At 74.9% G+C, this 23,018-nt stretch carries 22 protein-coding genes; 14 read left to right on the top strand and 8 right to left on the bottom strand.

What is annotated here, in order from left to right; translation table 11 throughout:
• Nucleotides 1-315 precede the first annotated feature (315 nt).
• A complete protein-coding gene (locus tag ACFYWL_RS02750; protein WP_386966314.1) occupies nucleotides 316-726 on the top strand; it encodes a hypothetical protein in 411 nt (136 codons plus the stop codon).
• An 18-nt stretch (nucleotides 727-744) separates the two neighbouring features.
• Here ACFYWL_RS02750 and ACFYWL_RS02745 read toward each other — a convergent pair whose 3' ends face one another.
• Complete coding sequence (locus ACFYWL_RS02745) at nucleotides 745-1,476, bottom strand: hypothetical protein (RefSeq protein ID WP_386966312.1); 732 nt, start codon at nucleotides 1,474-1,476, stop codon at nucleotides 745-747.
• Nucleotides 1,477-1,804: 328 nt separating this feature from the next.
• Between ACFYWL_RS02745 and ACFYWL_RS02740 the strand changes: the two genes are divergently transcribed.
• The 4 genes from ACFYWL_RS02740 to ACFYWL_RS02725 are packed head-to-tail and all read left to right on the top strand — an operon-like array spanning nucleotide 1,805 to nucleotide 4,572.
• Nucleotides 1,805-2,290, top strand: a complete 486-nt coding sequence (locus ACFYWL_RS02740) for a CarD family transcriptional regulator (RefSeq protein ID WP_007073334.1) — start codon at nucleotides 1,805-1,807, stop codon at nucleotides 2,288-2,290.
• 52 nt (nucleotides 2,291-2,342) lie between these two features.
• Entirely contained in the window at nucleotides 2,343-3,038 is a 696-nt protein-coding gene (gene ispD / locus ACFYWL_RS02735) for a 2-C-methyl-D-erythritol 4-phosphate cytidylyltransferase (protein ID WP_386966310.1), read from the top strand.
• A gap of 16 nt (nucleotides 3,039-3,054) precedes the next feature.
• Nucleotides 3,055-3,537, top strand: a complete 483-nt coding sequence (ispF, locus tag ACFYWL_RS02730; protein ID WP_043965064.1) for a 2-C-methyl-D-erythritol 2,4-cyclodiphosphate synthase — start codon at nucleotides 3,055-3,057, stop codon at nucleotides 3,535-3,537.
• A 9-nt stretch (nucleotides 3,538-3,546) separates the two neighbouring features.
• Nucleotides 3,547-4,572, top strand: coding sequence for a tetratricopeptide repeat protein (locus ACFYWL_RS02725; protein ID WP_386966307.1), 1,026 nt, complete (start codon nucleotides 3,547-3,549; stop codon nucleotides 4,570-4,572).
• A 577-nt stretch (nucleotides 4,573-5,149) separates the two neighbouring features.
• Here the strand turns inward: ACFYWL_RS02725 and ACFYWL_RS02720 are convergent.
• Nucleotides 5,150-5,641 (bottom strand): winged helix-turn-helix transcriptional regulator, encoded by a 492-nt coding sequence (locus ACFYWL_RS02720; RefSeq protein WP_386966306.1) that lies wholly within the window; start codon nucleotides 5,639-5,641, stop codon nucleotides 5,150-5,152.
• 129 nt (nucleotides 5,642-5,770) lie between these two features.
• Here ACFYWL_RS02720 and ACFYWL_RS02715 point away from each other — a divergent pair, with 129 nt between their 5' ends.
• Complete coding sequence (locus tag ACFYWL_RS02715) at nucleotides 5,771-6,655, top strand: NAD(P)H-binding protein (protein ID WP_386966304.1); 885 nt, start codon at nucleotides 5,771-5,773, stop codon at nucleotides 6,653-6,655.
• Here the strand turns inward: ACFYWL_RS02715 and ACFYWL_RS02710 are convergent.
• Complete coding sequence (locus ACFYWL_RS02710; protein ID WP_386966302.1) at nucleotides 6,652-7,824, bottom strand: homogentisate 1,2-dioxygenase; 1,173 nt, start codon at nucleotides 7,822-7,824, stop codon at nucleotides 6,652-6,654. The two genes, ACFYWL_RS02715 and ACFYWL_RS02710, sit on opposite strands and share 4 nt — an antisense overlap.
• A 94-nt stretch (nucleotides 7,825-7,918) precedes the next feature.
• Between ACFYWL_RS02710 and ACFYWL_RS02705 the strand changes: the two genes are divergently transcribed.
• The 5 genes from ACFYWL_RS02705 (at nucleotide 7,919) to ACFYWL_RS02685 (ending at nucleotide 12,433) form a co-directional block, all read left to right on the top strand.
• The gene (locus ACFYWL_RS02705; protein WP_386966299.1) at nucleotides 7,919-8,878 is read left to right on the top strand and encodes a hypothetical protein; all 960 of its coding nucleotides are present in this window, start codon (nucleotides 7,919-7,921) and stop codon (nucleotides 8,876-8,878) included.
• A complete protein-coding gene (gene fahA / locus ACFYWL_RS02700) occupies nucleotides 8,875-10,071 on the top strand; it encodes a fumarylacetoacetase (protein WP_386966297.1) in 1,197 nt (398 codons plus the stop codon). Before ACFYWL_RS02705 ends, fahA begins: the two co-directional genes overlap by 4 nt.
• A gap of 234 nt (nucleotides 10,072-10,305) precedes the next feature.
• Entirely contained in the window at nucleotides 10,306-10,515 is a 210-nt protein-coding gene (locus ACFYWL_RS02695) for a DUF397 domain-containing protein (protein WP_386966295.1), read from the top strand.
• Between the two features lie 113 nt (nucleotides 10,516-10,628).
• Nucleotides 10,629-11,111: an SRPBCC family protein gene (locus tag ACFYWL_RS02690; RefSeq protein ID WP_386966293.1), complete on the top strand. Its 483-nt coding sequence runs from the start codon at nucleotides 10,629-10,631 to the stop codon at nucleotides 11,109-11,111.
• A 68-nt stretch (nucleotides 11,112-11,179) separates the two neighbouring features.
• Complete coding sequence (locus ACFYWL_RS02685; protein ID WP_386966290.1) at nucleotides 11,180-12,433, top strand: PQQ-binding-like beta-propeller repeat protein; 1,254 nt, start codon at nucleotides 11,180-11,182, stop codon at nucleotides 12,431-12,433.
• Between the two features lie 55 nt (nucleotides 12,434-12,488).
• On the opposite strand, the gene hisC is transcribed toward ACFYWL_RS02685, so the two are convergent.
• Genes hisC through hppD form a run of 4 tightly spaced genes read right to left on the bottom strand, consistent with a single transcriptional unit; the run spans nucleotide 12,489 to nucleotide 16,482 of the window.
• Complete coding sequence (gene hisC, locus ACFYWL_RS02680) at nucleotides 12,489-13,592, bottom strand: histidinol-phosphate transaminase (protein WP_386966288.1); 1,104 nt, start codon at nucleotides 13,590-13,592, stop codon at nucleotides 12,489-12,491.
• Nucleotides 13,589-14,602, bottom strand: a complete 1,014-nt coding sequence (locus ACFYWL_RS02675) for an RDD family protein (RefSeq protein WP_386966286.1) — start codon at nucleotides 14,600-14,602, stop codon at nucleotides 13,589-13,591. The genes hisC and ACFYWL_RS02675 overlap by 4 nt, the downstream gene beginning before the upstream one ends.
• Nucleotides 14,599-15,255: an RDD family protein gene (locus ACFYWL_RS02670; RefSeq protein WP_386966284.1), complete on the bottom strand. Its 657-nt coding sequence runs from the start codon at nucleotides 15,253-15,255 to the stop codon at nucleotides 14,599-14,601. Before ACFYWL_RS02670 ends, ACFYWL_RS02675 begins: the two co-directional genes overlap by 4 nt.
• A gap of 21 nt (nucleotides 15,256-15,276) precedes the next feature.
• A complete protein-coding gene (gene hppD, locus ACFYWL_RS02665) occupies nucleotides 15,277-16,482 on the bottom strand; it encodes a 4-hydroxyphenylpyruvate dioxygenase (protein WP_386966281.1) in 1,206 nt (401 codons plus the stop codon).
• 139 nt (nucleotides 16,483-16,621) lie between these two features.
• Here hppD and ACFYWL_RS02660 point away from each other — a divergent pair, with 139 nt between their 5' ends.
• The 3 genes from ACFYWL_RS02660 (at nucleotide 16,622) to ACFYWL_RS02650 (ending at nucleotide 20,446) form a co-directional block, all read left to right on the top strand.
• Nucleotides 16,622-17,128 (top strand): Lrp/AsnC family transcriptional regulator, encoded by a 507-nt coding sequence (locus ACFYWL_RS02660; protein WP_043965086.1) that lies wholly within the window; start codon nucleotides 16,622-16,624, stop codon nucleotides 17,126-17,128.
• Between the two features lie 135 nt (nucleotides 17,129-17,263).
• On the top strand, nucleotides 17,264-18,688 hold the full coding sequence (locus tag ACFYWL_RS02655) for a PQQ-binding-like beta-propeller repeat protein (RefSeq protein ID WP_386966755.1): 1,425 nt from the start codon (nucleotides 17,264-17,266) through the stop codon (nucleotides 18,686-18,688).
• A 90-nt stretch (nucleotides 18,689-18,778) separates the two neighbouring features.
• Nucleotides 18,779-20,446 (top strand): fumarate hydratase, encoded by a 1,668-nt coding sequence (locus tag ACFYWL_RS02650; RefSeq protein ID WP_386966278.1) that lies wholly within the window; start codon nucleotides 18,779-18,781, stop codon nucleotides 20,444-20,446.
• Nucleotides 20,447-20,638: 192 nt separating this feature from the next.
• On the opposite strand, the gene ACFYWL_RS02645 is transcribed toward ACFYWL_RS02650, so the two are convergent.
• Nucleotides 20,639-22,975 carry a hypothetical protein gene (locus ACFYWL_RS02645; RefSeq protein ID WP_386966275.1) on the bottom strand — a complete coding sequence of 779 codons (2,337 nt, stop codon included), beginning with the start codon at nucleotides 22,973-22,975 and terminating at the stop codon, nucleotides 20,639-20,641.
• Nucleotides 22,976-23,018: the final 43 nt, after the last annotated feature.

The raw sequence follows: 23,018 nt of genomic DNA, 5'->3' as shown, positions 1-23,018 counted from the left end.
ACGATGACGCAAAGCTCTTGATCACCGAGGCGAGCGGGGGTGGGGCGGGTTAGGGTCGGCGGTGTGGGTGGGGCGGGGGATGTCGGGGTGGACCGGCTGCGGGGTGGGGTGCTGGCCGGGTTGGCCGTGGTCCTCGTGGTCGCCGGTGGCGCCTGGTGGCGGGCTGCTGCCCCCAGCATCGAGCCGACGGGTGGGCCGGCCCGTTCGTCTGCGGTGGACTCGACAGGCGCGGACTCCGTGCCAACGGGCCGGGAAATGGGTCGGGTCGCGCCCGGTGACAGTCCCCATGTCGTCGTCGAATCGGCGACCGGTCGGGTGGTCTTCAGGTCCCCGCGCCGGACCGTCGTCCTCGACGGGCCCACCGGACGGGTGCTGACCGACGACGCCGGCGGGCCCGTCCCCTACGACCGGGGCGGCGACCTGGGCGGGTTCGGCACCCTGTGGCAGGCCCGGCTGACCCTGCGTCCCGGCCTGCCGCCGCAGCAGCGTGCCGTGCCCGCCGCCGGGTCCCGGCCGCACCTGCTCCAGGCCCGGTGCGCCGGCCCGGGAGAGCTGCTGCTGGTGGCCTTTCCCTTCGGGAAACGCGAGACCCGCCGGGTGCCGTGCGGCGGCTCGGCCGCCTCGGTGCTGTTGGACGGCGGGAAGAGGCAGCTCCGGTTCGTCCTCGCCGCGTCCGGCGACGCCCCGGTCGTGGTTGACGCCCGGCTGGCGGCCCTGGCCTTCTGAGCCGCCACGCGTCCCGGCTCACGTGCCGAGGCGGGCCAGGTCGGCGCGGTAGTCCTCGGCGGAGCGCAGCTCCGGCACCACCCGGACCAGCACGCCGGCGCGGTCGACCAGCAGCGCGGTGGCCGCCCCGGGTCGCGCCGGCAGCCGTAGGAAGGTGCGCAGGCCGCCGGCCGGGTCGGCGAGCGGGCGTACGGCCGCGGTGGGCGACGCCGGGGTGGCGCGGACCGTGCGGCCGCCCTCGACGGTGACCACGGTCACCCCGGGCGGCGCGAGCGCCGCGGCCTCGGCCACCCGCTCGGGGCAGGGGCAGGCGTCCACCAGGATGATCACGGCGGGCGTCAGGCCGCGCAGCGAGACGGCCGAGTTCTCGGCGTCGACCAGGTCGAGCGCCGGCAGCGCCCGGCCGCTCAGGTCGGTCGCCGTCGGGTACGGCACGACCGTGGGGCGGTCGCCGCCCCGGGGCGGCCGGGGCCAGGTGACGGCGAACAGGCCGGCGAGGGTGATCAGCAGCGCCACCAGCAGGACGAGCAGCGGCAGGCGCAGCGGTGGCCGGCCACCGGCGCGGGAGAGCAGGCCGAGGCGGCGACGCCAGCGGGTCTGGTTGGCCCGGCGGCGCAGCTCGCGGCGGACCCGCGCCGCTTCCTCCGCGAGCGCGGACGGGTCGTTTGGCACGACGATGCGGCCCCACTCCGGCGGCAGGCCGGGGAGGCCGTCGGCGGAGCCCTGGCCCTCTGCGTCGGGCATGCCCATCGGACCCCCTGCAACCGTCTCGGCGCGCGGACAGCGTTGTGCCTCCAGGGTCCCGCACCGCCGGGTCCTCCCGCTACACCCGGGCGCGGCTGGCGCGACCGGGATATCATGGGAACAGCGCATCGCCCGAGAAATCCACGCTCCGATCACCCACGTCGGGGTGTCATCTGCCAATCACGGAGCGTGTTCAGACCATCGGTTTGGCCCCCTGTCAAGCTGAAGAAATACCTCTCACAGGGCCCCTGAGCTGCGCCAACGGTCAGGACAGCGGTGGGACATCGGTGCCTGAGCGTGTTACCCTAGACACAGCGAAAGGGGTTTCGAACCTATGGTTTTCAGTGTCGGCGAGACCGTTGTTTACCCCCACCACGGGGCCGCACTCATCGAGGCAATCGAGACTCGGGTCATCAAGGGCGAGCCCAAGCAGTACCTCGTCCTGAGGGTCGCGCAGGGTGACCTGACGGTCCGGGTGCCCGCTGAGAACGCCGAGATCGTGGGTGTGCGCGAGGTGGTCGGCGAAGAGGGCCTGGGCAAGGTCTTCGACGTCCTCCGGGCTCCGCACACCGAGGAGCCGACCAACTGGTCGCGGCGTTACAAGGCGAATCTGGAGAAGCTGGCCTCCGGCAACCCGCTGAAGGTGGCCGAGGTCGTGCGCGACCTGTGGCGTCGGGAGCGGGAGCGGGGCCTGTCGGCGGGCGAGAAGCGCATGCTCGCCAAGGCGCGGGACATTCTCGTCGGCGAGGTCGCGCTGGCCGAGAAGAGCACCAAGGACGAGGCGGAGACACTGCTCGACAAGGTGCTGACCGAGGCCTGATCCGCACCTGATCATCGACCGCCCCACAGCAGCAGAATCCGAGGACCGCGACGTGACCGCGCAGCTCAATCCGCGCGGTGACGTCGCGGTCCTCGTGCCTGCGGCCGGTGCCGGCGTACGCCTGGGCCCGGGCGCGCCCAAGGCCCTGCGCCCCCTTGCCGGCGAGCCGCTGCTCGTGCACGCCGTCCGCCGCATCGCCGCCGCCGCGTCCGTGCACACGATCGTGGTGGCCGCCCCGGCGGCCGACGTCGACGCGGTCCGTGACCTGCTCGCCCCGGTCGCCCCGGTGACGGTCGTCCCCGGTGGGGCGGAACGCCAGGCGTCCGTGGCCGCCGCGCTGGCCGCCGTCCCCGCCGGCCCGGAGATCATCCTGGTGCACGACGCGGCCCGCGCGCTCACCCCGCCCGACCTGGTCGAGTCCGTCGCCGCGGCGGTCCGCTCCGGGCACGACGCGGTGATCCCCGTCCTCCCCGTCGTCGACACGATCAAGGAGGTCGGCCCGGGCGAGGTGGTCCTCGGCACGGTCGACCGGTCCGCTCTGCGCGCCGTGCAGACCCCGCAGGGCTTCCGCCGCGCGGTGCTGACCGCCGCGCACGCGGCGGCCGGCGACCCGCTCACCGACGACGCGGGCCTCGTCGAGAAGCAGGGGGTGCCGGTCGTCTGCGTCCCCGGCTCCGAGCACGCCCTCAAGGTCACCCGCCCGTTCGACCTCGCGCTGGCCGAGCACCTGCTGGCCGGCGGCGCGTGACGCGTACCCTCGGTTCATGATCGTTCCTCGGGTGGCCATCGGCACCGACGTGCACGCCTTCGAGGCGGGCCGGCCCTGCTGGCTGGCCGGCCTGCTCTGGCCCGACCAGGACGGCCTGGCCGGGCACTCCGACGCCGACGTGGTCGCCCACGCCGCCTGCAACGCGCTGCTCTCCGCCGCCGGCCTCGGCGACCTCGGTGCCAACTTCGGCGTGGCCGAGCCCGAGTGGGCGGGCGCACCCGGGGTGGCGCTGCTCACCGAGACCGCCCGCCGGGTCCGGGCCGCCGGCTTCGAGATCGGCAACGTCTCCGTGCAGGTCGTCGGCAACCGGCCGAAGATCGGGCCGCGTCGCGCCGAGGCCGAGGCGGTGCTCTCCGAGGCGGTCGGCGCGCCGGTGACCGTCTCCGCCGCCACCACCGACGGGCTCGGCTTCACCGGGCGCGGCGAGGGGCTCGCCGGCATCGCGGTGGCGCTGGTCCACCCGGTCCCGCCCGCGTAGGGTCGCCCGATGTCGAGCGACGCCACCGCCGAGGGGTACCTCCAGCGCGCCCAGCTCCTGGCCGACCTCGGCCGCTACGACGAGGCCGCCGGGGAGGTCGGCCTCGCCCTCGCCCTGGAGCCGGCGAACGCCGACGCGCTGACCACCCTCGCCCGGGTGCACCTGGCCGCCGGCCGGCCCGCCGAGGCGCGCGCCGCCGCCGAAGCGGCCCTGGCCGTCGCCCCGGACACGGCCGCCCCGCTGGTCGCCCGAGGGCTGGCCCTGGTCGAGCAGGGCGAGTACGCCGAGGCGGCCGACACCGCCGGCCGGCTGCTCGCCGCCGGCCCCGCCGACGCGTACGCCCAGCGCAGCGCCGCCGCGATCCTGTCCGGCTCGCGCAACGGGCAGCCGGCCCTCAACGCCGCCTGGCGGGGCGTCGAGCTGGCCCCGGAGGAGTCCCAGGCGCACCTGGTGCTCGCCCTCGTCGCCGCCCGGCTGCGGCTGTACGACCTGGCCGAGCGGGCGTACCGGGAGGCGCTGCGGCTCGACCCTGAACTGGACCGGGCCGGCGACGAGCCGGGGATCGTCCGGCTGGAACGGCGGCGGTACGCGGCGGCGCTCGCGGAGCTGGCGGAGAGCGTCCCGGCCGTCCAGGCGGCACCGGCCGCGCCCGACTCGCCCCGGGGCGTCGTCGACGACCTGCGCCGGCTGGTGTTGTACGGGGCGGGCTGGACGCTCGTGGGCGCCGTGCTGGTGGCGGTCGCGGCGGCCGGGGCGTCGTCGTCCGGCCCGTCGAGGTTCCTCGCGGTGCTGGTGGCGGTGAGCGGGGCGGCGCTGGGCTGGCTGCTCGCGGCGCGGGTGCCGGGGCTGACGCGTACGGTGCTGCCGGGGCTGCTGCGCTCGGACCGCTCGCTGGCCCTGTCGGTGTACGCGGTGGCCGCCGGGCCGGTGCTGCTGCTGGTCTACACGGCGGTGGGGACGCCGTGGCCGCTGGTGCTCGCGATCGCGGTGGCTGCGGTGGGGGAGTTGGCGGTGTTCTCCCGGACGGTGCGCTGAGCGCTCGTTGTGGTGCTCTCGGCGCGCGCCCGTTGGGGTGCCTCGTGCGCGGGGTTCGCCGGGGCCCGCCCGCTCCGGGCGGTCAGGCTTGATCCCTGCGCGGGCGGGCCCCGGCGAACCCCTGACGTGGTCGCCGTCCGTCGGGGCGCCCAGAGATCTTGGTGGCGAACGGCCCCTCCAGGGGCCGGATCTTTCCAAGATCTACGTGGGGCGCTGGACACCAGCGCGAAGAGCTGGAGTTGCGCCCGCATGCCCGCGCCGAAGCGCTGCGCCCGCAGCACCCGGTGGCTGGCGGCGAGGTGCACCGCCCCCGGGCCGTCACCTCGGCGGGCAGCAGGAACCACAGCAACGCCTGCACGGCGGCGCTCGCGCGCGGGTCGGTGTCGGCCGGGCGGACGAAGCGGTGCTCCCGCCAGCGGCGCAGCACCTCGGCGGGCCGCACCCGCGCGGCCCGCGTCCCGGCCAGGGAGAGCGGGAGCGTGGCCAGCCGCCGCCGGCAGCGCCGCCAGGGTTTCGCGTACGCCGTCGGGCAGCGTCGCCCACACCCGCCGCTCGGCGTCCGACCTGCCGGCGTCGCTCATCCGGTCACGATGGTCGACGCGGGGCGGGCCGGTCCACCGACCGGGGCGGGCTGCCCGTCCGCGTCGGGCTCCCGCCGGGAGCGGTCGTACGCCTGCCGGGAGCTGCGTACGTGGTCATGGTGGCGCATCGACCAGTGCAGCAGGTCGGTGAGCGGGCCGGTGAGGCTGTGGCCCTCGTCGGTGAGGGCGTAGTCCACCCGGGGCGGCACGCACGGGTGCACGGTGCGGGTGACCAGGCCGTCGCGTTCCAGGTTGCGCAGGGTGCGGGTCAGCATCCGTTGGCTGATGCCCTCGGTGGCGCGCTGGAGGTCGCTGAACCGGCGTGGGCCACCGCGCAGCAGCACGACGACGATCACCGTCCAGCGGTCGCCGATGCGGTCCAGGGTGTCGCGGAGCGGGCAGTGCTCGCGCATCGCCTCCGTCACCCGGACGTCGGGCGGGAGGGCCAGCTCCCGGGCCAGCCGGGCACCCGGCGGGGGCGTCGTCATCGGTTACTCCGGTGTGCCTGGGGCACGCAGATGTGCCGTCTTCCGCGATCGATCCTCGCTGTCCAGGATGGGGGCGGCAACCGCCTTTCCCATGGCGGGCGGGGCATGTCCGGGAGTGGAGCGGATCAGATGATCGTTGGGGTGACGGGGGCGTCCGGCGGGCTCGGGGGCCGCACGGTGCGGATGCTGGCCGAGGCGGGGCACCGGGTCGTGGCGCTGACCCGCGATCCGGGCGCGGCCCGGGCCGCGGCGGGCCGGCCGGCACCGGAGCGCGTCGAGGCGCGGCGGGTCGACTTCGACGAGCCGGCGGGCCTCCCGGCGGCCCTCGCCGGGATCGACCGGCTGCTGATCGTGAGCACGGACGCCTGGGAGCCCTCGCGACGGATCGCCCAGCACCGGGCGGCGATCGACGCGGCGGTGGCCGCCGGGGTGGGGCACGTCGTCTACACCTCCCTGGTGGCCTGCGACGGGCCGCCGGAGCTGCTCAACTCCGCCCACCGGGCCACCGAGGAACACCTGCGCGGGTGTGGGCTGCCGTGGACGATCCTGCGCAACGCCATCTACGCCTCGGGGGTCGCGGAGCTGCTGGCCCCCGCCGTGGCCAGCGGTCGGCACGTGACGAACGCCGGGGACGGCGCGGTGGCGTACGTGGCCCGGGACGACTGCGCGGCCGTGGCCGCCGCCGTGCTGGCCGCCGGGCCGGAAGCGGAGCGGGCCGGTGGCCTCGCGGGGCGGACGCTCGACGTGACCGGGCCCGAGGCCCTCACCGCCGCTGGCCTGGCCGGGCTGCTCGGGGCGCGCCTCGGCCGGCCCGTCGAGGTCGTCCACGTCGACGACGACGCGTACCGGGACGGGCTGGTCGAGGCGGGAACCCCCGCGCCGGTGGCGGCGGCGCTCGTGGCCCTCGGGCGGGCCGTCCGGTCGGGGCAATACGGGCGGGTCTCGACGACGGTGCCCGAGCTGACCGGCCGGCCCGCCCGCCGGGTCGACGCCTCCGTGGTCGTGGCGTCCTAGCCGGCGGCGGGCCGGGCCCAGGTCCACGCGTACGCCGGGTCCTCGCACTCGTTCGCCGCGTCGCACAGGTCGAGGGGGCGGAACGTGTCGACCATGACGGCCAGCTCGTCGAAGAAGTCGACGCCGATCGAGCGCTCGGCCGCGCCGGGCTGGGGGCCGTGGGTGAAGCCGGACGGGTGCAGCGAGATGGAGCCCTGCCCGATGCCGGAGCCGCGCCGGGCCTCGTAGTTGCCGCCGGTGTAGAACAGCATCTCGTCGGAGTCGACGTTGTGGTGGTGGTAGGGCACCGGGATGGCGTCGGGGTGGTAGTCGACCTTGCGGGGCACGAACGAGCAGATCACGAAGTTGGGGCCCTGGAACGTCTGGTGCACGGGCGGCGGCTGGTGGATGCGGCCAGTGATCGGCTCGAAGTCGTGGATGGAGAACGCCCACGGGTAGAGGTGGCCGTCCCAGCCGACGACGTCGAACGGGTGGCGCGCGTAGACGTGCCTCGTCCAGCCGCGCCGGTGCCGGACCAGGACCTCGACGTCGCAGCCGTCGACGAGCAGCGGGGCGTCCGGCCCCCGGACGTCGCGCTCGCAGTAGGGCGAGTGCTCCAGGAACTGGCCGCGCACCGACAGGTAGCGCTTGGGCGGGCCGACGTGCCCGGCGGCCTCGACGGCCAGCAGCCGGGCGGGCCCGTCGCCGGTGGGGACGAGGCGGTGGATGGTCGACGTCGGGATGATCACGTAGTCGCCGGCCACCAGGTCCAGCGCGCCGAAGGGGGACTCCACCCGCAGCGAGCCCGACTCCAGGTAGAGGCAGTGGTCGCCGGTGGCGTCGCGGAACAGCGGGGACGGCCGGTCGGCCGACACGTACGCGATGCGCACGTCGTCGTTGGCGAGCAGGTAGCGCCGGCCGAGGATCGGGTCGGCCCCGGTGCCGTCGAGCTGGTGGGTGCGCAGGTGGCGGGGCTTGAGCGGCAGGTTGGGCACCCGGGTGACGGCCGGCGGGTCGTACGCCTCGGCGGCGACGATCGCGGTGGGGGCGTGCCGGTGGTAGAGCAGGGACGAGTCGGCGGAGAAGCCCTCCTGGCCCATCAGCTCCTCGGTGTAGAGGGTGCCGTCGGGCTGGCGGAACTGGGTGTGCCGCTTGCGGGGCACCTCGCCGACGCTGCGGTAGTACGGCATGTCGCCTCCCGATTCGTCCCGTTCACCGGGCATTGGCGTCCGATAACCGGACGCTGTTGTCCGTTCCTTGTAGCGTCCCGTAAGTTCTTGTTCCGTGTCAACGCACGTGCCACACCTCCTCGCCGGCCTCGTCGACGACGCCGCCGTCTTCCCGCCCGGCAGCGCGGCGCTGCCCGACGCGCTCGCCGCGCACCGCCGGCACCGCGACTCCTGGTACGCCGACCTGGTCGGCCCGCTGCTCGTGCCCGCCTCGGCGGTCGTCTCCGGTGAGCTGGGCGGCCTGGTCGGCGGGCCGGGCGGTTCAGGCGGCCCGCCGACCGGTCCAGCCGGCGACCCGGCCGGGCGCGGCGCGCCCGGCGGCGACAGCGCCGGAAGCGGCCTCGTGGTCGGGTTGATCGGCGACACCGGGATCGACGGGCTGCCGGCCGCGCTGGCCGCCCTGCCGGCCGGCGTCACCGCCCGTCAGGTCGAGGTGGCCGTCGCCAAGCGCGGCGAGGACCCCCTGCCGGGGTTGGCCGCGCTGCTGGGCCTGGCCGGGCGGTGCGCCGGCGTCGCCGTCTACGCCGAGCTGCCGCTGACGTTCGGGCTGATGGGCGCGCTCGACGCGGTCGCCGCCGCCCGCGCGGAAGGGGCGCCGGTGGCGGCGAAGTTCCGCACCGGCGGGCTGGCCGCCGAGCTGTTCCCCACCCCGGCCGAGCTGGCCGCCGTGATCTGCGCGTGCCGGGACCGGGAGTTGCCGTTCAAACTGACCGCCGGGCTGCACCACGCCCTGCGGCACCGCGACCCGGAGACCGGCTTCGCCCACCACGGCTTCGGCAACGTGCTCGCCGCGACCCTCGCCGCCGCCGACGGGGCCGGGGTGGACGAGGTGGCCGCCGTGCTCGGCACCACCGACCCGGTGCCGCTGGTCGAGCGGGCCCGGGCCGCCCGCGCCGCCGACCGGCCGCTGTGGATGGGATACGGCTCGTGCAGCATCACCGAGCCACTGACCGACCTGGTCCGGCTGGGCCTGGTGAACGGGGGACACGACGTGAACGGGGGACAGGACGCATGACCTGGGTGACGGGTGCCGAGGGCTCGGCGTACGGGGTGCGCAACCTGCCGTACGGGGTGTTCCGCTCCGGCGGGGACGACCCCCGCGTCGGCGTACGCGTCGGGGAGTTCGTGCTCGACCTGGGCGCGGCCGAGGCGGCCGGGCTGGTGCTGGCCGCCGGCGCGCTGGGCCGCTCCACGCTCAACGCGTTCCTGGCGCTGGGGCGACCGCAGTGGACCGCCGTCCGGCAGCGGGTGACCGAGCTGCTCACCGACACCGCCCACCGGCCGGCCGTCGAGCCGCTGCTGGTGCCGCTGGCCGACGCCGAGCTGCTGCTGCCGTTCGAGGTGGCGGACTACGTCGACTTCTACTCCTCCGAGCACCACGCCGGCAACGTCGGGCAGATCTTCCGCCCCGGCCAGCCGCCGCTGCTGCCCAACTGGAAGCACCTGCCGATCGGCTACCACGGCCGGGCCGGCACGGTGGTGGTGTCCGGCACGCCGATCGTCCGCCCTGCCGGGCAGCGGGCCACCCCGGACGGGCCGGTCTGCGGGCCGTCCGTGCGCCTCGACATCGAGGCCGAGGTGGGCTTCGTCGTCGGCGTGCCCAGCGCGCTCGGCGAGCCGGTCTCAGTGGCCGACTTCGCCGACCACGTCTTCGGGGTGGTGCTGGTCAACGACTGGTCGGCGCGGGACATCCAGGCATGGGAGTACCAGCCGCTCGGCCCGTTCCTCGGCAAGTCCTTCGCCACCTCCGTGTCGGCCTGGGTGACCCCGCTGGACGCGCTCGCCGACGCGTTCGTGCCCGCGCCCGAGCAGGACCCGCCGGTCGCGGAGTACCTGCGGGACGTGCCGCACGTGGGGCTGGACCTGCGGCTGGCCGTGGAGTGGAACGGCGAGCGGGTCAGCGAGCCGCCGTTCGCCACCATGTACTGGACGCCCGCCCAGCAGTTGGCGCACCTCACCGTCAACGGCGCGTCCCTGCGCACCGGCGACCTGTACGCCTCCGGCACCGTCTCCGGCCCCCGGCGGGACCAGGTCGGTTCGTTCCTGGAGCTGACCTGGGGCGGGGCCGAGCCGGTCACGGTCGGCGGGGCGGAGCGCACCTTCCTGGCCGACGGCGACACGGTCACCATCACCGCCACCGCGCCGGGCCCCGACGGCACCACGATCGGCCTCGGCGAGGTGACCGGCACCATCCGCCCCGCCCGCTGACCCCCGCGCACCCCGCCGCCCGCCGAGTCCCGCCGCGCCCTCCGTCCGGCCGGTCGGACCGGCGGCCTCCACCCGGTGACAGCGGGAGATCGCGGTCGCACCCGATGTGCGACCGGGGGGCGGTCCAGCTCCGTTGATCGAGCCGGGTTCCCCGCGTGGCGGAACCCGGCCGGCGGCTCCGGAAGGTGCCGCCCGGTCGTCGTGGGACGTCCCAACGGAGTGGAGGCAACGAACATGATCGACCTTGCGGGCGCCGTCTGGCGCACCAGCAGCCGCTCGAACGACCAGGGGCTGTGCGTCGAGGTGGCGGACAACCTCGTCGGCAGCGCCGGAGTCGTCGCCGTACGCGACTCGAAGGACCAGGCGGGCCCGGCACTGACCGTCAGCCCGCCGGGCTGGACCGCGTTCGTCGACGCGATCCGGGCCGGGCGCTTCCTGGCCTGAACCCACCCCGGGGTGCCCCGTCACCCCCGGATCGGCCACCAGCGGCGGAAGTTCCGCCGCTGGGGCCCCACCGCGCGCTCGCCGGTCGTACCGTGGACGACACGGGAGGTGTCATGTCGACGGTCACGGTCACCGCGTTCATCGAGGCGCCCGCCGTCGACCTCTGGCGGCTCCTGGTCGACCTGCCGGTCCGCGCCGACTGGCTCCGCACGGTCGGCGCTGTCGAGCTGCTCACCCCCGGCCCGCTCGCCCCCGGCACGGCCTGGCGGGAGACCCGCACCCGCCCGGACGGGGGCACCCAGGCCGAGGAGTTCGTCGTGGTGGAGTGCGTTCCGCTGCGGCGGCTGGTGCTCGCCTCGCCGGGCATCGGCGTGGCCTACCGCACCACCTGGGCCCTGCGCACCGTCCAGCGCCGCCGCCGGGCCTGCACCGCCGTCACCGTCGCGCAGGAGGCGGTCGCCACGGCGCCGTACGGCCGGGTGCTGGCCCTGCTCTTCGGCGGTTTGGCCGCCCGCGCGGTCGAGGGCACCTTCCGCCGCGACCTCGCCGACCTCTCCCGCGCCGCCCGCCCACCGACGCCGGCCGAGGCGGCCTGACCGCGGGCCGGGTGCCGGCCGGCAGCGGCGCGGGCCGGCCTCGGTAGGGTGCCGGGCGGAGGTGCGGCATGACTGTGGCGAAGGGGCGGCGGGGCGTCGCGATGACACTCGCGGCGCTCGTCGGCGTCGCGGCGGTCGCCTTCGTCGTCCACCGGGTGCTCGCGCCGGCCGAGGTGGAGACCCCCGCCCGCGCCGCCTACCCGGCCACGGCCACCCCGGCGATCGGCGTGGTGGGCCGGCTGCCGGCGGCCCCGCTGATCGTGGACGGCCGGCTCCGCGTCTACGCCGCCACCCGCCAGGTGTACGCCGACCAGCCCGCCGACTCCCGCAACCGGGTCACCCCCTACTGGTCGTACCGGCGGTGGCCGGCGGAGGTCAGCGGGGTGGTGGCGGACGGGACGACGGTCGTCAGCCGCTGGGCGGACGGGAAGCTGGTGGCGCTGGACGCGCGTACCGGACGGGTGGCCTGGCAGGCCGACGGCCCGGAGCCCGCCGCCGGCTGGACCGCCCGCCGCACCGGGGCCGGCACCGTGTGGGCCCCGCCCGGGCTGTTCCTCGCCCGCGCCGCCGACGGCCGGCCCGTCCTGGTGGTCGCGGGCCCGGAGCGGATCGCCGGCTTCGCGCTCGCCGACGGCCGGCGGCTCTGGTCGGCCGACGTGGACGGCGGATGCCGAGACGCGGTGGCCACCACGTCGGCGGGGCAGCTCGTCGCCGTCGACCGGTGCGCCACCCCGGCTGCCGTCGAGTTCCGGGACGTGGCCACCGGCACGCCGACGACCCGCCTGACGCCGGCCGGGGCCACCGCCGACCTGACCGTCACCCCGGTGGGCTGCGTGAGCCCCCGCTCCCGCTGCCGTGGCCTGCGCGTCGAGGGCTTCGCCGACGGGGCGGGCCGCGGCTGGCTGGTCGGCGCCGGCGATCCGGTCGCCGCCCCGGCCCTGGACCAGGCCGGGGCGGAGCTGGACGGCGACCGGGTCGTCGGCACGGCCGGCGGGGTGGTGACCGCGCGGTCGGCCCGCACCGGCGAGGAGCTGTGGCGTCGGGCCGACCTCGGCCCGGCCCGGATCCTGGCCGTCCAGCCCGGCCGGGTACACGTGCTGACCGAGACCCGGGACCTGGTCACCCTCGACCCGAGGACCGGCGCGCAGCGCTCCCGCTTCCGGCTGGAGGTGGGCCGCGACGGCATCGGCTGGGCCGCCGGCCTGGCGTACGCGGGCGGCGGCTACGTGGCGGTGGAGCGGCTGCGGGAGCCGGTCGCCCCGGACGCCGACGACCAGCGCTACTTCCTCATGTCCGAGCCGGTGCTGCTCGCCGCCACCTGAGCGGGTGAGCGGCACCGGCTCGGGCCGGGGCGGCTCAGGCCAGGGCCGGGGCGGCTCAGGCCAGGGCGGACTCCGCGACGGCGAGGAACGCGTCGTTCTCGGCCGGGGTGCCGATGGTGACCCGCACCCCGTCGCCCGGGAACGGTCGAACGATCACGCCACGCGCCTCGCACGCCCTGCCGAACTCGACCGCCCGGTCGCCCAGCGGCAGCCACACGAAGTTCGCCTGGCTGGACGGCACGTCCGGGACGAACTTGCGCAGCGCCTCGGTGACCCGGTCCCGCTCGGCGACGACCAGCGCGCAGCGCCGCTGCACCTCGTCGGCCTGTGCGAGCGCGGCGAGCGCGCCGGCCTGGGCGGCCATGCTGGTGGAGAACGGGGTGACCACCTTGCGCACGGCGGCGGCCACCTCGGGCGCGGCGACGAGGAAGCCGATCCGCAGGCCCGCCAGCCCCCACGCCTTCGACAGGGTGCGCAGCACCACCACGTTCGGCCGGTCGAGGTAGGTCAGGCCGTCCGGCACCTCGGCGTCGGTGACGAACTCCCGGTACGCCTCGTCGATCACCACCAGCACGTCCTCGCCGACGGCGTCGAGGAACCGGTCCAGCTCCGCCCGGCGTACGGCCGTGCCGGTCGGGTTGTTGGGGTTGCAGACCAGCACCATCCGGGTCCGGTCGGTCACCGCCGCGGCCATCGCGTCGAGGTCGTGTGCGTGCCCGGCGTCGTTGGGCACCCGCACGCTGGTCGCGCCGCTGGTCGCCGCGATGATCGGGTACGCCTCGAACGACCGCCACGAGTAGAGCAGCTCGTCGCCGGGCAGGCAGGTGGCCCGCACCAGGTGCTCGGCCAGCGCCACCGACCCGCAGCCCGTGGCGATCCGGTCGGGGCGCACCCCGTGCCGCTCGGCGAGCGCCTCGCGCAGCGCCACCACGCCCATGTCCGGGTACCGGTGCGAGCCGGCGACCGCCTCGGCGACCGCCTCCACCACGCCGGGCAGCGGCCCGTACGGCACCTCGTTGCTGGCCAGCTTGATCGCCTCCGGCAGGCCCAGCTCGCGGGCCAGGTCGGCGGGGCTGCGGCCGGGCACGTAGTTGGGCAGCGCGTCGAGGTCGGCGCGGGTCAGCCGCAGCGGCGGCTCGTGACGTCCGGTGTCGGTCATGGCTTGTCTCCCGAGGGGGTGGCGGGGGCGGCGGGGTCGTCGGCCGGCTCGGCGGGGCCGCCGGACGGGCTGGTGGTGCGGGGAGGGAGCCGGACCACCACGGTCTGCGCGCGCTTGTCGTGCAGCGCCTGCCGCAGCGGGTGGTCGAACAGCGGCGACACGGCGTCGACGAGCTGGAGCAGCAGGCCGAAGCCGCAGCAGTACCACAGCAGGGTGGGCAGGCCCAGCGTGCTCCACCGGCGCAGCGCCCGCCCGAAGCCGAGCGGCTGGTCGGCCTCGACCGGCACGGCCCGCACGCCGAGCAGCCGCTTGCCGAGGGTCTGCCCGTTGCCGGCCATCGCCGGCACCTCGTACGCGAACCAGAGCGCGGTGGCGATGAGCAGGATGGCGACCTGCAGCCCGCCGGCCTGCTCGCCGGGCTGCGGCAGCCCGTCGGTGGAGGTGTCGCCGGCCATGCTCCGCCGCAGCACCTCGCGGAAGTACGGGGTGACCTCCTCGACGTACCGGTAGACGAACCAGCCGTTGACGACGGCGTTGAGCAGGAACACCACGCCGAAGTCGATCAGCCGGGCGAGGAACCGGGCCCCGAAGGAGGCCAGCGGCAGCCCGTGCGGGCGGGGCACGGGCGGACGCCCCGACCACCCCGGGTACGCCCACCCGGGCGGGTACCCCGGCCCGGGCGTCCCCGGCTGGCCGAGGACCGGGGGCTGCCCGGGGAACGGGGGTTGGCCGGGGAACGGGGGCTGGCCGTTCCCCGGCCAGCCGGGGAACGGGCCCGGGGCGGGCGGCGTGCCGGGCCCGCCGGCCGGCCCGGGGACGGAGGTCGTCGGCGCGGCCGGACCGCCCTCGCCGGGGGCGGGGCTGGCCGGGGGCGGGGGCTCGACCGGGGGCGGGCCCTCCGGCGGGGTGGCGTCGACCGGGATCGGCGCGCCGATCCAGCCCTCACCGTCCCAGTACCTCCTGGTGTCGGGATCGGCGGGGTCGACGTACCAGCCTGGTTGCACGCTCACGGAGCAACCTTAACGACGACCGTCCGGGCGAACTTGTCGTGGAGGCACTGCTGCCAGGGCTTGTCGCCGAGCTGCCAGAACCCGTCGAGGTAGCTGAACCCGGGCACGACCGTGGCGGCGACGAACTGCACGAGGTAGCGCCGCCCGGCCATGCCCCGGTCGAGCGCCCGGGTCGGGTCGAGCGGGACGACCCGGATCTTCATCACCTTCTTGCCCAGCGTCTGCCCGGACCGGCGCAGGTATTCGACGTGGTAGAGCCAGTAGAGCCCGAGCATCAGCACGACCAGCCCCAGCTCGGCCAGGAACAGCGGCAGCATGAAGTCGGTCAGGAACGACTTGGGGCGGTATCCGAGGAACTGGTCGACCGGCTCGGTCCGGGTGAACTGGTCGAACACGGTGAACCAGACGTACATCATGGCCGGCAGGAACAGCGTCACGACGACCACACCGCCGACGGCGCTGTCGATCAGGAAGGCCAGCAGGCGGTCGCCGAAGCTGGCCAGCGGCTGCCCGCCGGGACTGACCGGCACGGGCGCATACCTGGGTTGCGGCGGCCCCCAACCGGCCGGCGGCCCCCAACCGGCCGGTGGCGGGTAGCCGGCGGGCTGCTGCCCGCCGGCCGGCGGCGTCGGGTACGTCTGAGGCTGGGTCACGCTCGACAGTGTCGCAGGTGGCTACAGGTTTCCCCGCTTCTCCTGCTCCCGCTCGATGGCCTCGAACAGGGCCTTGAAGTTGCCCTTGCCGAAGCCGAGCGAGCCGTGCCGCTCGATCAGCTCGAAGAACACGGTCGGGCGGTCCTGCACCGGCTTGGTGAAGATCTGGAGCAGGTAGCCGTCCTCGTCCCGGTCGACCAGGATCTTGCGGGCCTTCAGCTCCTCGATCGGCACCCGCACCCGGCCGATCCGGGCGCGCAGCTCCGGGTCGTCGTAGTAGGAGTCCGGGGTGTCCAGGAACTCGACGCCGGCCGCCCGCATCGCGTCGACGCTGGCCAGGATGTCGTTGGTGGCCACGGCGATGTGCTGGGCCCCCGGGCCCTGGTAGAACTCCAGGTACTCGTCGATCTGCGACTTCTTGCGGGCCACGGCCGGCTCGTTGAGCGGGAACTTGACCTTGCGGGTGCCGTTGGCGACGACCTTGCTCATCAGCGCCGAGTAGTCGGTGGCGATGTCGTCGCCGACGAACTCCGCCATGTTGGAGAAGCCCATCACCCGCTTGTAGAAGTCGACCCACTCGTCCATCCGCCCCAGCTCCACGTTGCCGACCACGTGGTCGACGGCCTGGAAGAAGCGCTTCGGCTGGAGGCCGGCGTCGATCATCGGCTGCCGGTCCACGATCGGGCCCCGGGCCACGAAGCCGGGCAGGAACGGTCCGGTGTAGCGGGACCGGTCGACCAGGGTGTGCCGGGTGTCGCCGTACGCGTCGATGACCGCGAACCGGACCGTGCCGTGCTCGTCGCTCAGGTCGGTGGGCTCGGTGCGGCCGGTCGCGCCCTGCGCGACGGCGTGGGCGTACGCGGCGTCGACGTCGGGCACCTCCAGCGCGATGTCCACCACGCCGTCGCTGTGCTTCGTCACGTGCTCCGCGCCGGGGGCGTCGGGGCGCACCGCGCCGGTCAGCACGAACCGGGCCGAACCGCTGGTCAGCACGTACTCGGCGTAGTCGCGGAAGCCCTGCTCCGGCCCCCGGTACGCCACGCAGGTCATGCCGAACGCCGTCGAGTAGTAGTGCGCCGCCTGCTTGGCGTTGCCGACCATGAAGTGGACGTAGTCGAGCGCCTTCACCGGGAACGGGTCGCGGCTGATGTCGTGGTCGACGGCGCCGACGAGCCGGTCGACGTCGATCTCCTCGGTGGGCTTGGGTCGGTCGATCGCCTGGGTCACGGTGGCCTCCCTCGCGTACCGGCCGGCCTCGTGGGCCGCCGTGGGCTGGTTGTCCAGGAAGCATCGCCGGAACGGATTCGGTTGAGCAACAGTCGCGGATAGCCCTGGTCAGGTTGCGCATTCGGTATGGTCGTCACCCGTGACCGCTGTGCAGGATGTCCAGCTCGACGAGCTGGACGCGCGACTGATCGAACTCTTCGCCGAGGAGCCCCGGATCGGGGTGCTGGAGTGCTCCCGGCGGCTCGGGGTGGCCCGGGGCACCGTCCAGGCCCGCCTCGACAAGCTCGTCGACCGGGGGGTGATCGGCGGGTTCGGGCCGGACATCTCCCCGGCCGCCATCGGCTTCGCGGTGACCAGCTTCGTCACGCTGGAGATCAGCCAGCGGCTCGGGCACGACCCGGTGACCGCCCACCTCGCGGCGATCCCCGAGGTGCTGGAGGCGCACACCATCACCGGCTCCAGCGACCTGCTCTGCCGGATCGTCGCCCGCTCCAACGCCGACCTCCAGCGGGTGATCGACCAGATCGTCGCGTACGAGGGGATCCGGCGGGCGTCGACGATCATCGCGCTCGCCCAGCAGATCCCGTACCGGACGCTCCCCCTGGTCCGCTCCGCCGCCCGGGGAGAAGGAAGGGCCCCTTCCTAACGCCTTTTGTCGAGGAAGGGCCCCCTATTAACACGTCGGTCACCGAGAAAGCGCCGCGACACGGCCGCACCGGCGCTCGGGGCGGCGGTGATCGTCGTTACCGTGTCCGGTGTGGCGAAGGTGGGCGGCCTCAGGATGCGTGGCTGGTTCCTGCTCGGCCTCGTCACGGTGGTCGCCCTCGCCGTGGCCGGCGTGTGGAACCCGTGGCCGGGCGTGTGGGACTGGGTCGACCGCAGCGAGCCCATCTCCGAGCCCGACGTCATCTGGCAGCAGCGCGTCGGCGGCACCCCGAAGAGCGTCACCATCGCCGGCGACACCGTGATCGTCGAGCAGCGTACCCGGGTCGAGTCGCGCAGCCTCGCCACCGGCGCCCAGCTGTGGGACCGCAAGGCCGACTGGGCCGCCGTGGCCGGCGGGGACCGCGACCCCGTCGTCGCCGTGGGCAAGCTCCTGGTCAAGGGGTACGAGGTGCTCGACCCCACCACCGGCGCGACCCGCCGCCGCGACGACGACGCGGTGGCCGTGTGGACGTACCGGAACCTGCTGCTCGACGCCCGCTGCGTCGAGGCGACCGACTGCACGCTGAGCGCCTGGGACCCGCGCGGCACCGCGCCGCTGTGGACGGCGTTCCTGCCCGGCGTCAGCACCGGCCTCTTCGCCGACAATCCCGACCTGCTCGGCACCCGCCGGCTCACCGCCAACCGGATCGACGCCGGGGTGGCCGGGCCGGAGCCGGTCCCGCCGCTGCTCGGCTTCCCCGTCGACGGCCGGGTGCACGTGGTGGACACCGCCACCGGCCGGGTGCTCCAGAACGTCGAGCCGAGCCGCGACGAGCGGCTCGCCGTGGTCGGCGGCCGGATGCTGCGGATCAGGGCGGTCGGCCAGGACGGCGCGTGCGCGTTCACCCTCACCGCGCACGACCCGGCCACCGGCAAGCAGGTGTGGCGGCGCACCGGGATCAACCTGCGCACCGCCGACAGCGCCGGCTGCGTGCAGCGGGAGGACCCGCAGGGCGCGCGGAACGTGCTGATCGGCGTGGCCCCGGACGGCCGGGAGGCGGTCATCGACGGGTACGACGGGCGGCTGCTCCAGGTCAACGACGAGGGGCAGAAGCTGATCGCCGTCGACGACCGGTACGCGCTGCTGCGCACCGCCGACAAGCGCGCCATCCTCGCCCGGGAGCTGGGCGCGGACCGGACCCGCTGGACCCGGCCCACCGGCGAGAAGAACGGCGCGACGCTCACCCCGTACGCGGCGGTGCTCACGCAGGAGAAGCCAAACCGGCTGATCGCGCTGGACCCGCGTACCGGAAAGGAGCTGTTGGTGCTGCGGACCTCGGCCAACGCCCTGGCCGTGGGCCCGGCGGGCATGGTCATCGGCGAGGGCCGCGAGATCGGGTACGTCCGCTTCGGCGCGGGCGGCGCCGCCCCCGTGCCCGGCGGCGACGCCGGTGTCCCCGGCCCCGGCAGCAGCGGCGGCGACCCCGGCGACGACGGTCCGGGCGGCGGCGACGGGCCGGCCGACGAGGACCGCTGCGGCCCGAAGCGGGAGCTCTGCTGAGCGCCGTGGGGCCGGGGTGTTGAGAGCGAGGTCCCTTCAGGCACCCGTCGGGTGCGAGCGATCGACCGGTCTGCCCTAGGCTTTCCGCTCATGAGCAGTGCCGCCGCGTTCTCCTACGCTCCCTTGCTGCCGACCGGTGCCGACCAGACCGAGTATCGCCTGGTCACCGACGAGGGTGTCGACGTCGTCAACGGTCCGGGCGGGCGCCGGTTCCTCACCGTGGAGCCGGCCGCGCTGACCGCGCTGACCGCCGAGGCGATGCACGACATCGCCCACTTCCTGCGCCCCGCCCACCTGGCCCAGCTCCGGGCGATCATCGACGACCCGGCGGCCTCGCCGAACGACCGCTTCGTCGCGCTGGACCTGCTGCGCAACGCGAACATCGCGGCCGGCGGAGTGCTGCCGATGTGCCAGGACACCGGCACCGCCATCGTGATGGGCAAGCGCGGCCGGCACGTGCTCACCGACGGCGGCGACGCGGAGGCGATCTCCCGGGGCGTCTACCAGGCGTACACCAAGCTCAACCTGCGCTATTCGCAGCTCGCCCCGCTGACGATGTGGGAGGAGCGCAACACCGGCAGCAACCTGCCGGCGCAGGTGGAGCTGTACGCCGAGGACCCGGACGGGCACCCCGACGCGTACAAGTTCCTGTTCATGGCCAAGGGCGGCGGGTCGGCCAACAAGTCGTACCTCTACCAGGAGACCAAGGCCCTGCTGAACCCGACGCGGATGATGCAGTTCCTGGAGGAGAAGCTGCGGCTCATCGGCACCGCCGCCTGCCCGCCGTACCACCTGGCGATCGTCATCGGCGGCACCAGCGCCGAGTACGCCCTCAAGACCGCCAAGTACGCCTCCGCGAAGTACCTGGACGCCCTCCCGACGCAGGGCTCGATGACCGCGCACGGCTTCCGCGACCTGGAGCTGGAGGCGGAGGTGCTGGAGCTGACCCGCAACTTCGGCATCGGGGCGCAGTTCGGCGGGCGCTACTTCTGCCACGACGTGCGGGTCGTCCGGCTGCCCCGGCACGGCGCGTCGTGCCCGGTGGCGATCGCCGTGTCCTGCTCCGCCGACCGGCAGGCCGTCGCCAAGATCACCCCGTCGGGCGTGTGGCTGGAGCGCCTCGAAACCGACCCGGCGCGCTACCTGCCCGACGTCACCGACGAGATCCTCGACGCCGAGCAGGTGGTGCGCGTCGACCTCAACCGGCCGATGGCCGAGATCCGCGCCGAGCTGTCGAAGTACCCGGTGAAGACCCGGCTGTCGCTGACCGGCCCGCTCGTCGTCGCCCGGGACATCGCGCACGCGAAGATCGCCGAGCGGCTCGACGCGGGTGAGCCGATGCCGCAGTACCTGCGCGACCACGCCGTCTACTACGCCGGCCCGGCCAAGACCCCCGAGGGGTACGCCTCCGGCTCGTTCGGCCCGACCACCGCCGGCCGGATGGACGCGTACGTGGAGAAGTTCCAGGCCGCCGGCGGCTCGATGGTGATGCTCGCCAAGGGCAACCGGTCCGCCCAGGTGACCCGTTCCTGCGCCCAGCACGGCGGCTTCTACCTCGGCTCCATCGGCGGCCCCGCCGCCCGCCTCGCGCAGGACTGCATCCGGCACGTCGAGGTCCTCGAGTACGCGGAGCTGGGCATGGAGGCGGTGTGGAAGATCGAGGTGGAGGACTTCCCGGCGTTCATCGTGGTGGACGACAAGGGCAACGACTTCTTCGCCGAGGTCACCAAGCCGGTCCTCACCGTCGGCCGCCGCTGACCGTCCGCGCACGGCGGAGCGCACCTCCTCTCGCGAGCCCTGACGCCTGGGGCATGTGGCGCGGGCGGGAGATGCAGGCCGAGATCGTGCTCGATCCTGGAAAGAGTGGCCTCCGACTGGGGGTGTTGCCACTCTTTCCCTGATCGAGCGCGATCTTCTCCTCTCGGTCGAACGGGATCGCTGGCCCGTGGGTCAGCTCGGGTCGATGAAGATGCTGTAGTACGCCGGGCCGGAGAAGACCCCCGCCGCCACGGTGACCTCCGCGCCGTCGTCGAACGAGTAGACGAACTCCGTGGTGCCCGGAAGCTGGGCGGTGAACACGAAATCGCCGGTCTGCCCGACCACGGCGCCGCCCTGCCAGCCGAACACCTCGGAGGTGACCAGCGGGCTCTGCGGGTCGACCCGGAACGAGTAGTACTGCGCGTCGGTGGTCACCCCGGCGGCCGTGCGCGCCCGCACCCGCAGCTCCACCCAGCCGCCGTACTCGTTGTCGTACGCCGACGGCGTCCACTCGACGCTGGCGGTGCCGTCCGGGTTCGCCGCCACCGTCCGCTCCGGCTCGCCCCGGAACTGGTAGACGTACGAGGTGACGCCGGTGACCGAGGCGTGCGGGGCGAAGGTGAAGGTGCCCGGCACGCCCGGCCCGCCGCCGGTCGCGTTGCGCGGGTACGCCTCGGACGCCACGGTCGGCGCGACCGAGGCGGGATAGAACGCCAGGCCGATCGGCTCGGACTCCACCCCGGCGCTGGTCCGGCTGAACACCTCGATCGTGTGGTACCCGGCGTCGGCCGGCGTGTACGAGACGGTCGCGCTGCCGTCCGCGCCCGCCCGGACGGTCCGCTCCTCGCCACGGCCGAACGCGTAGACGTACTCGGCGACGTCGGCCATCGCCGGGGTGAACGTGAAGCTGCCCTCGGTGCCGGCCGGCGCGCCCGGCGTCCCGTCGAACGGCCAGTCCTCGGAGGTGACGAACGGGGCGGTGCGCACGGAGAACGTGTATCCGGCGTCGCCGGAGAGCACCCCGTCGCGGGTGCGGCTGCGCACGTGCAGCGTGTTGTCGACCGCCGTCGGCGTGACCGTCGCCGTGGCGGTGCCGGCGACGTCCGCCGCCACGGTCCGCTGGGTGCCGTCGTTGAGCGACCACACGTACTCGACCACGTCCGTCATGTTCGGCGCGAACGTGAACTCGCGCGGCTGACCCAGCCAGCCGTCCGGGTTGCCGTCGGTGACCGTCGGCGCGGTGTTGCGCACCCAGAACTCGTACCGGGTCTGCGGCGAGCGGTTGCCCGCGCGGTCCACGGCCTGCACGTTGAGCCAGTCCGGGCCGTACCCGTCGGGGGCGTAGCTGACCGTGGCGGTGCCGCCGGGGCCGGCGGCGGCGTAGGTGGTGAGGCCGGAGCGGCCGTACCAGAATCCGGCGACGTCGTCGGCGGCGCTGGTGAAGGTGAAGTCACCGGCGATCCCCGGGCCGCCGTGGCCGGGGAAGCTCCGGTCGGACGGGTAGTCGGTGGAGACCACGGTGGGCGCGGGCGGGCGGGTCGTGTCGACGGCGAAGCGGCACTCCGGCGACCAGCCGGAGGCGGCGCGCTCGTCGGCCGCGCGGACCGTGAAGGCGTACGTGCCCCCGTCGACCAGCAGGCCGCCGGGCACCGTGTACTGGATCGTGGCCGGGGCGTACCAGGCGGAGGAGGTCCACTCGGTGCGCTCGGCGGGGCGGTCCACCGGCCACCAGGCGAAGGTGGCCCGCACCCGGTCCCCGGCGTACGGCTCCAGCTTGTCCGGGTCGGTCACCTCGGCGGTGAGGGTCGGCGTGGTGGTGCCGACCAGGAGCCCGTCGGCGCAGGCCCGGCCCGCGACGGTCAGCTTGCCCGGCACGTCGGGCGCGGCGTTGGCCTCCAGCGAGACGCCCGGCTTCTCCATTCGCCGCCCGAAGTGCTTGTTGTCCTCGTGGTCGCCGGCGATCCGGGCCATCAGGGTGAGCGAGTCGCGGCCGTCGGCGACGGCCTGCCGGAAGACCTCGGTGACGCCCAGCTCCAGGTAGCCGGCCGGGCAGGGCGCGGTGGGGCCGACGTCGCCGACCTTCTCGCGTACGGCGGGCGCGGTGTTCCAGGTGGGCGCGGCGGCCGGGGTGTCGGTGCGCCACAGCTCCAGCTCGCGCGGCTTCGTGCAGTCGGCGACCGAGGACTCTCCGGTGACGACCTGGGCGACGATGACCTCCTTGCCCCGGTACGGGGTGAGGTCGAAGGTGAAGTAGGCCCGTGCGGTGTGCTTCACCCCGTCGGCCTCCCACGTGCCGACGGGCACGTCGGCGGCGGTGGTGGGGAAGGCGAGGGCGGGCTGCCGGGCGTCGGTGTAGCTGACGCTGGTGGGCAGGACGTACCGGGTCACGCCGGCGACGGCCGGCGCGGCGGTCACGGCCAGCGCGCCGCTGGCGGCGAGCAGGCCGGCGAGGCCGATGGTGGTCAGGCGGCGCGGTGCGCGGCGCAGGCGTCCGGGACGAACGCCGGTGGAACCCCCGTTGAGCTGCAAGTCAGGCCCTTTCGTGGAAGGCGACGATTCCATGATCTTAATT

This window comes from Micromonospora sp. NPDC002575, from assembly GCF_042889525.1.
GTDB lineage: Bacteria > Actinomycetota > Actinomycetes > Mycobacteriales > Micromonosporaceae > Micromonospora > Micromonospora carbonacea.
The sequence above is the reverse complement of the archived record's forward strand: the minus strand, read 5'-3'. Positions and strand labels throughout refer to the sequence as shown.

Excerpts from the sequence above, each read along its gene's own strand:
- ACFYWL_RS02745 (WP_386966312.1), bottom strand. The coding sequence starts at position 1,476 with ATGGGCATGCCCGACGCAGAGGGCCAGGGCTCCGCCGACGGCCTCCCC.
- ACFYWL_RS02740 (WP_007073334.1), top strand. The coding sequence starts at position 1,805 with ATGGTTTTCAGTGTCGGCGAGACCGTTGTTTACCCCCACCACGGGGCC.
- ispF (WP_043965064.1), top strand. The coding sequence starts at position 3,055 with ATGATCGTTCCTCGGGTGGCCATCGGCACCGACGTGCACGCCTTCGAG.
- ACFYWL_RS02725 (WP_386966307.1), top strand. The coding sequence starts at position 3,547 with ATGTCGAGCGACGCCACCGCCGAGGGGTACCTCCAGCGCGCCCAGCTC.
- ACFYWL_RS02720 (WP_386966306.1), bottom strand. The coding sequence starts at position 5,641 with ATGACGACGCCCCCGCCGGGTGCCCGGCTGGCCCGGGAGCTGGCCCTC.
- ACFYWL_RS02715 (WP_386966304.1), top strand. The coding sequence starts at position 5,771 with ATGATCGTTGGGGTGACGGGGGCGTCCGGCGGGCTCGGGGGCCGCACG.
- ACFYWL_RS02710 (WP_386966302.1), bottom strand. The coding sequence starts at position 7,824 with ATGCCGTACTACCGCAGCGTCGGCGAGGTGCCCCGCAAGCGGCACACC.
- fahA (WP_386966297.1), top strand. The coding sequence starts at position 8,875 with ATGACCTGGGTGACGGGTGCCGAGGGCTCGGCGTACGGGGTGCGCAAC.
- ACFYWL_RS02695 (WP_386966295.1), top strand. The coding sequence starts at position 10,306 with ATGATCGACCTTGCGGGCGCCGTCTGGCGCACCAGCAGCCGCTCGAAC.
- ACFYWL_RS02690 (WP_386966293.1), top strand. The coding sequence starts at position 10,629 with ATGTCGACGGTCACGGTCACCGCGTTCATCGAGGCGCCCGCCGTCGAC.
- ACFYWL_RS02685 (WP_386966290.1), top strand. The coding sequence starts at position 11,180 with ATGACTGTGGCGAAGGGGCGGCGGGGCGTCGCGATGACACTCGCGGCG.
- hisC (WP_386966288.1), bottom strand. The coding sequence starts at position 13,592 with ATGACCGACACCGGACGTCACGAGCCGCCGCTGCGGCTGACCCGCGCC.
- ACFYWL_RS02655 (WP_386966755.1), top strand. The coding sequence starts at position 17,264 with ATGCGTGGCTGGTTCCTGCTCGGCCTCGTCACGGTGGTCGCCCTCGCC.
- ACFYWL_RS02650 (WP_386966278.1), top strand. The coding sequence starts at position 18,779 with ATGAGCAGTGCCGCCGCGTTCTCCTACGCTCCCTTGCTGCCGACCGGT.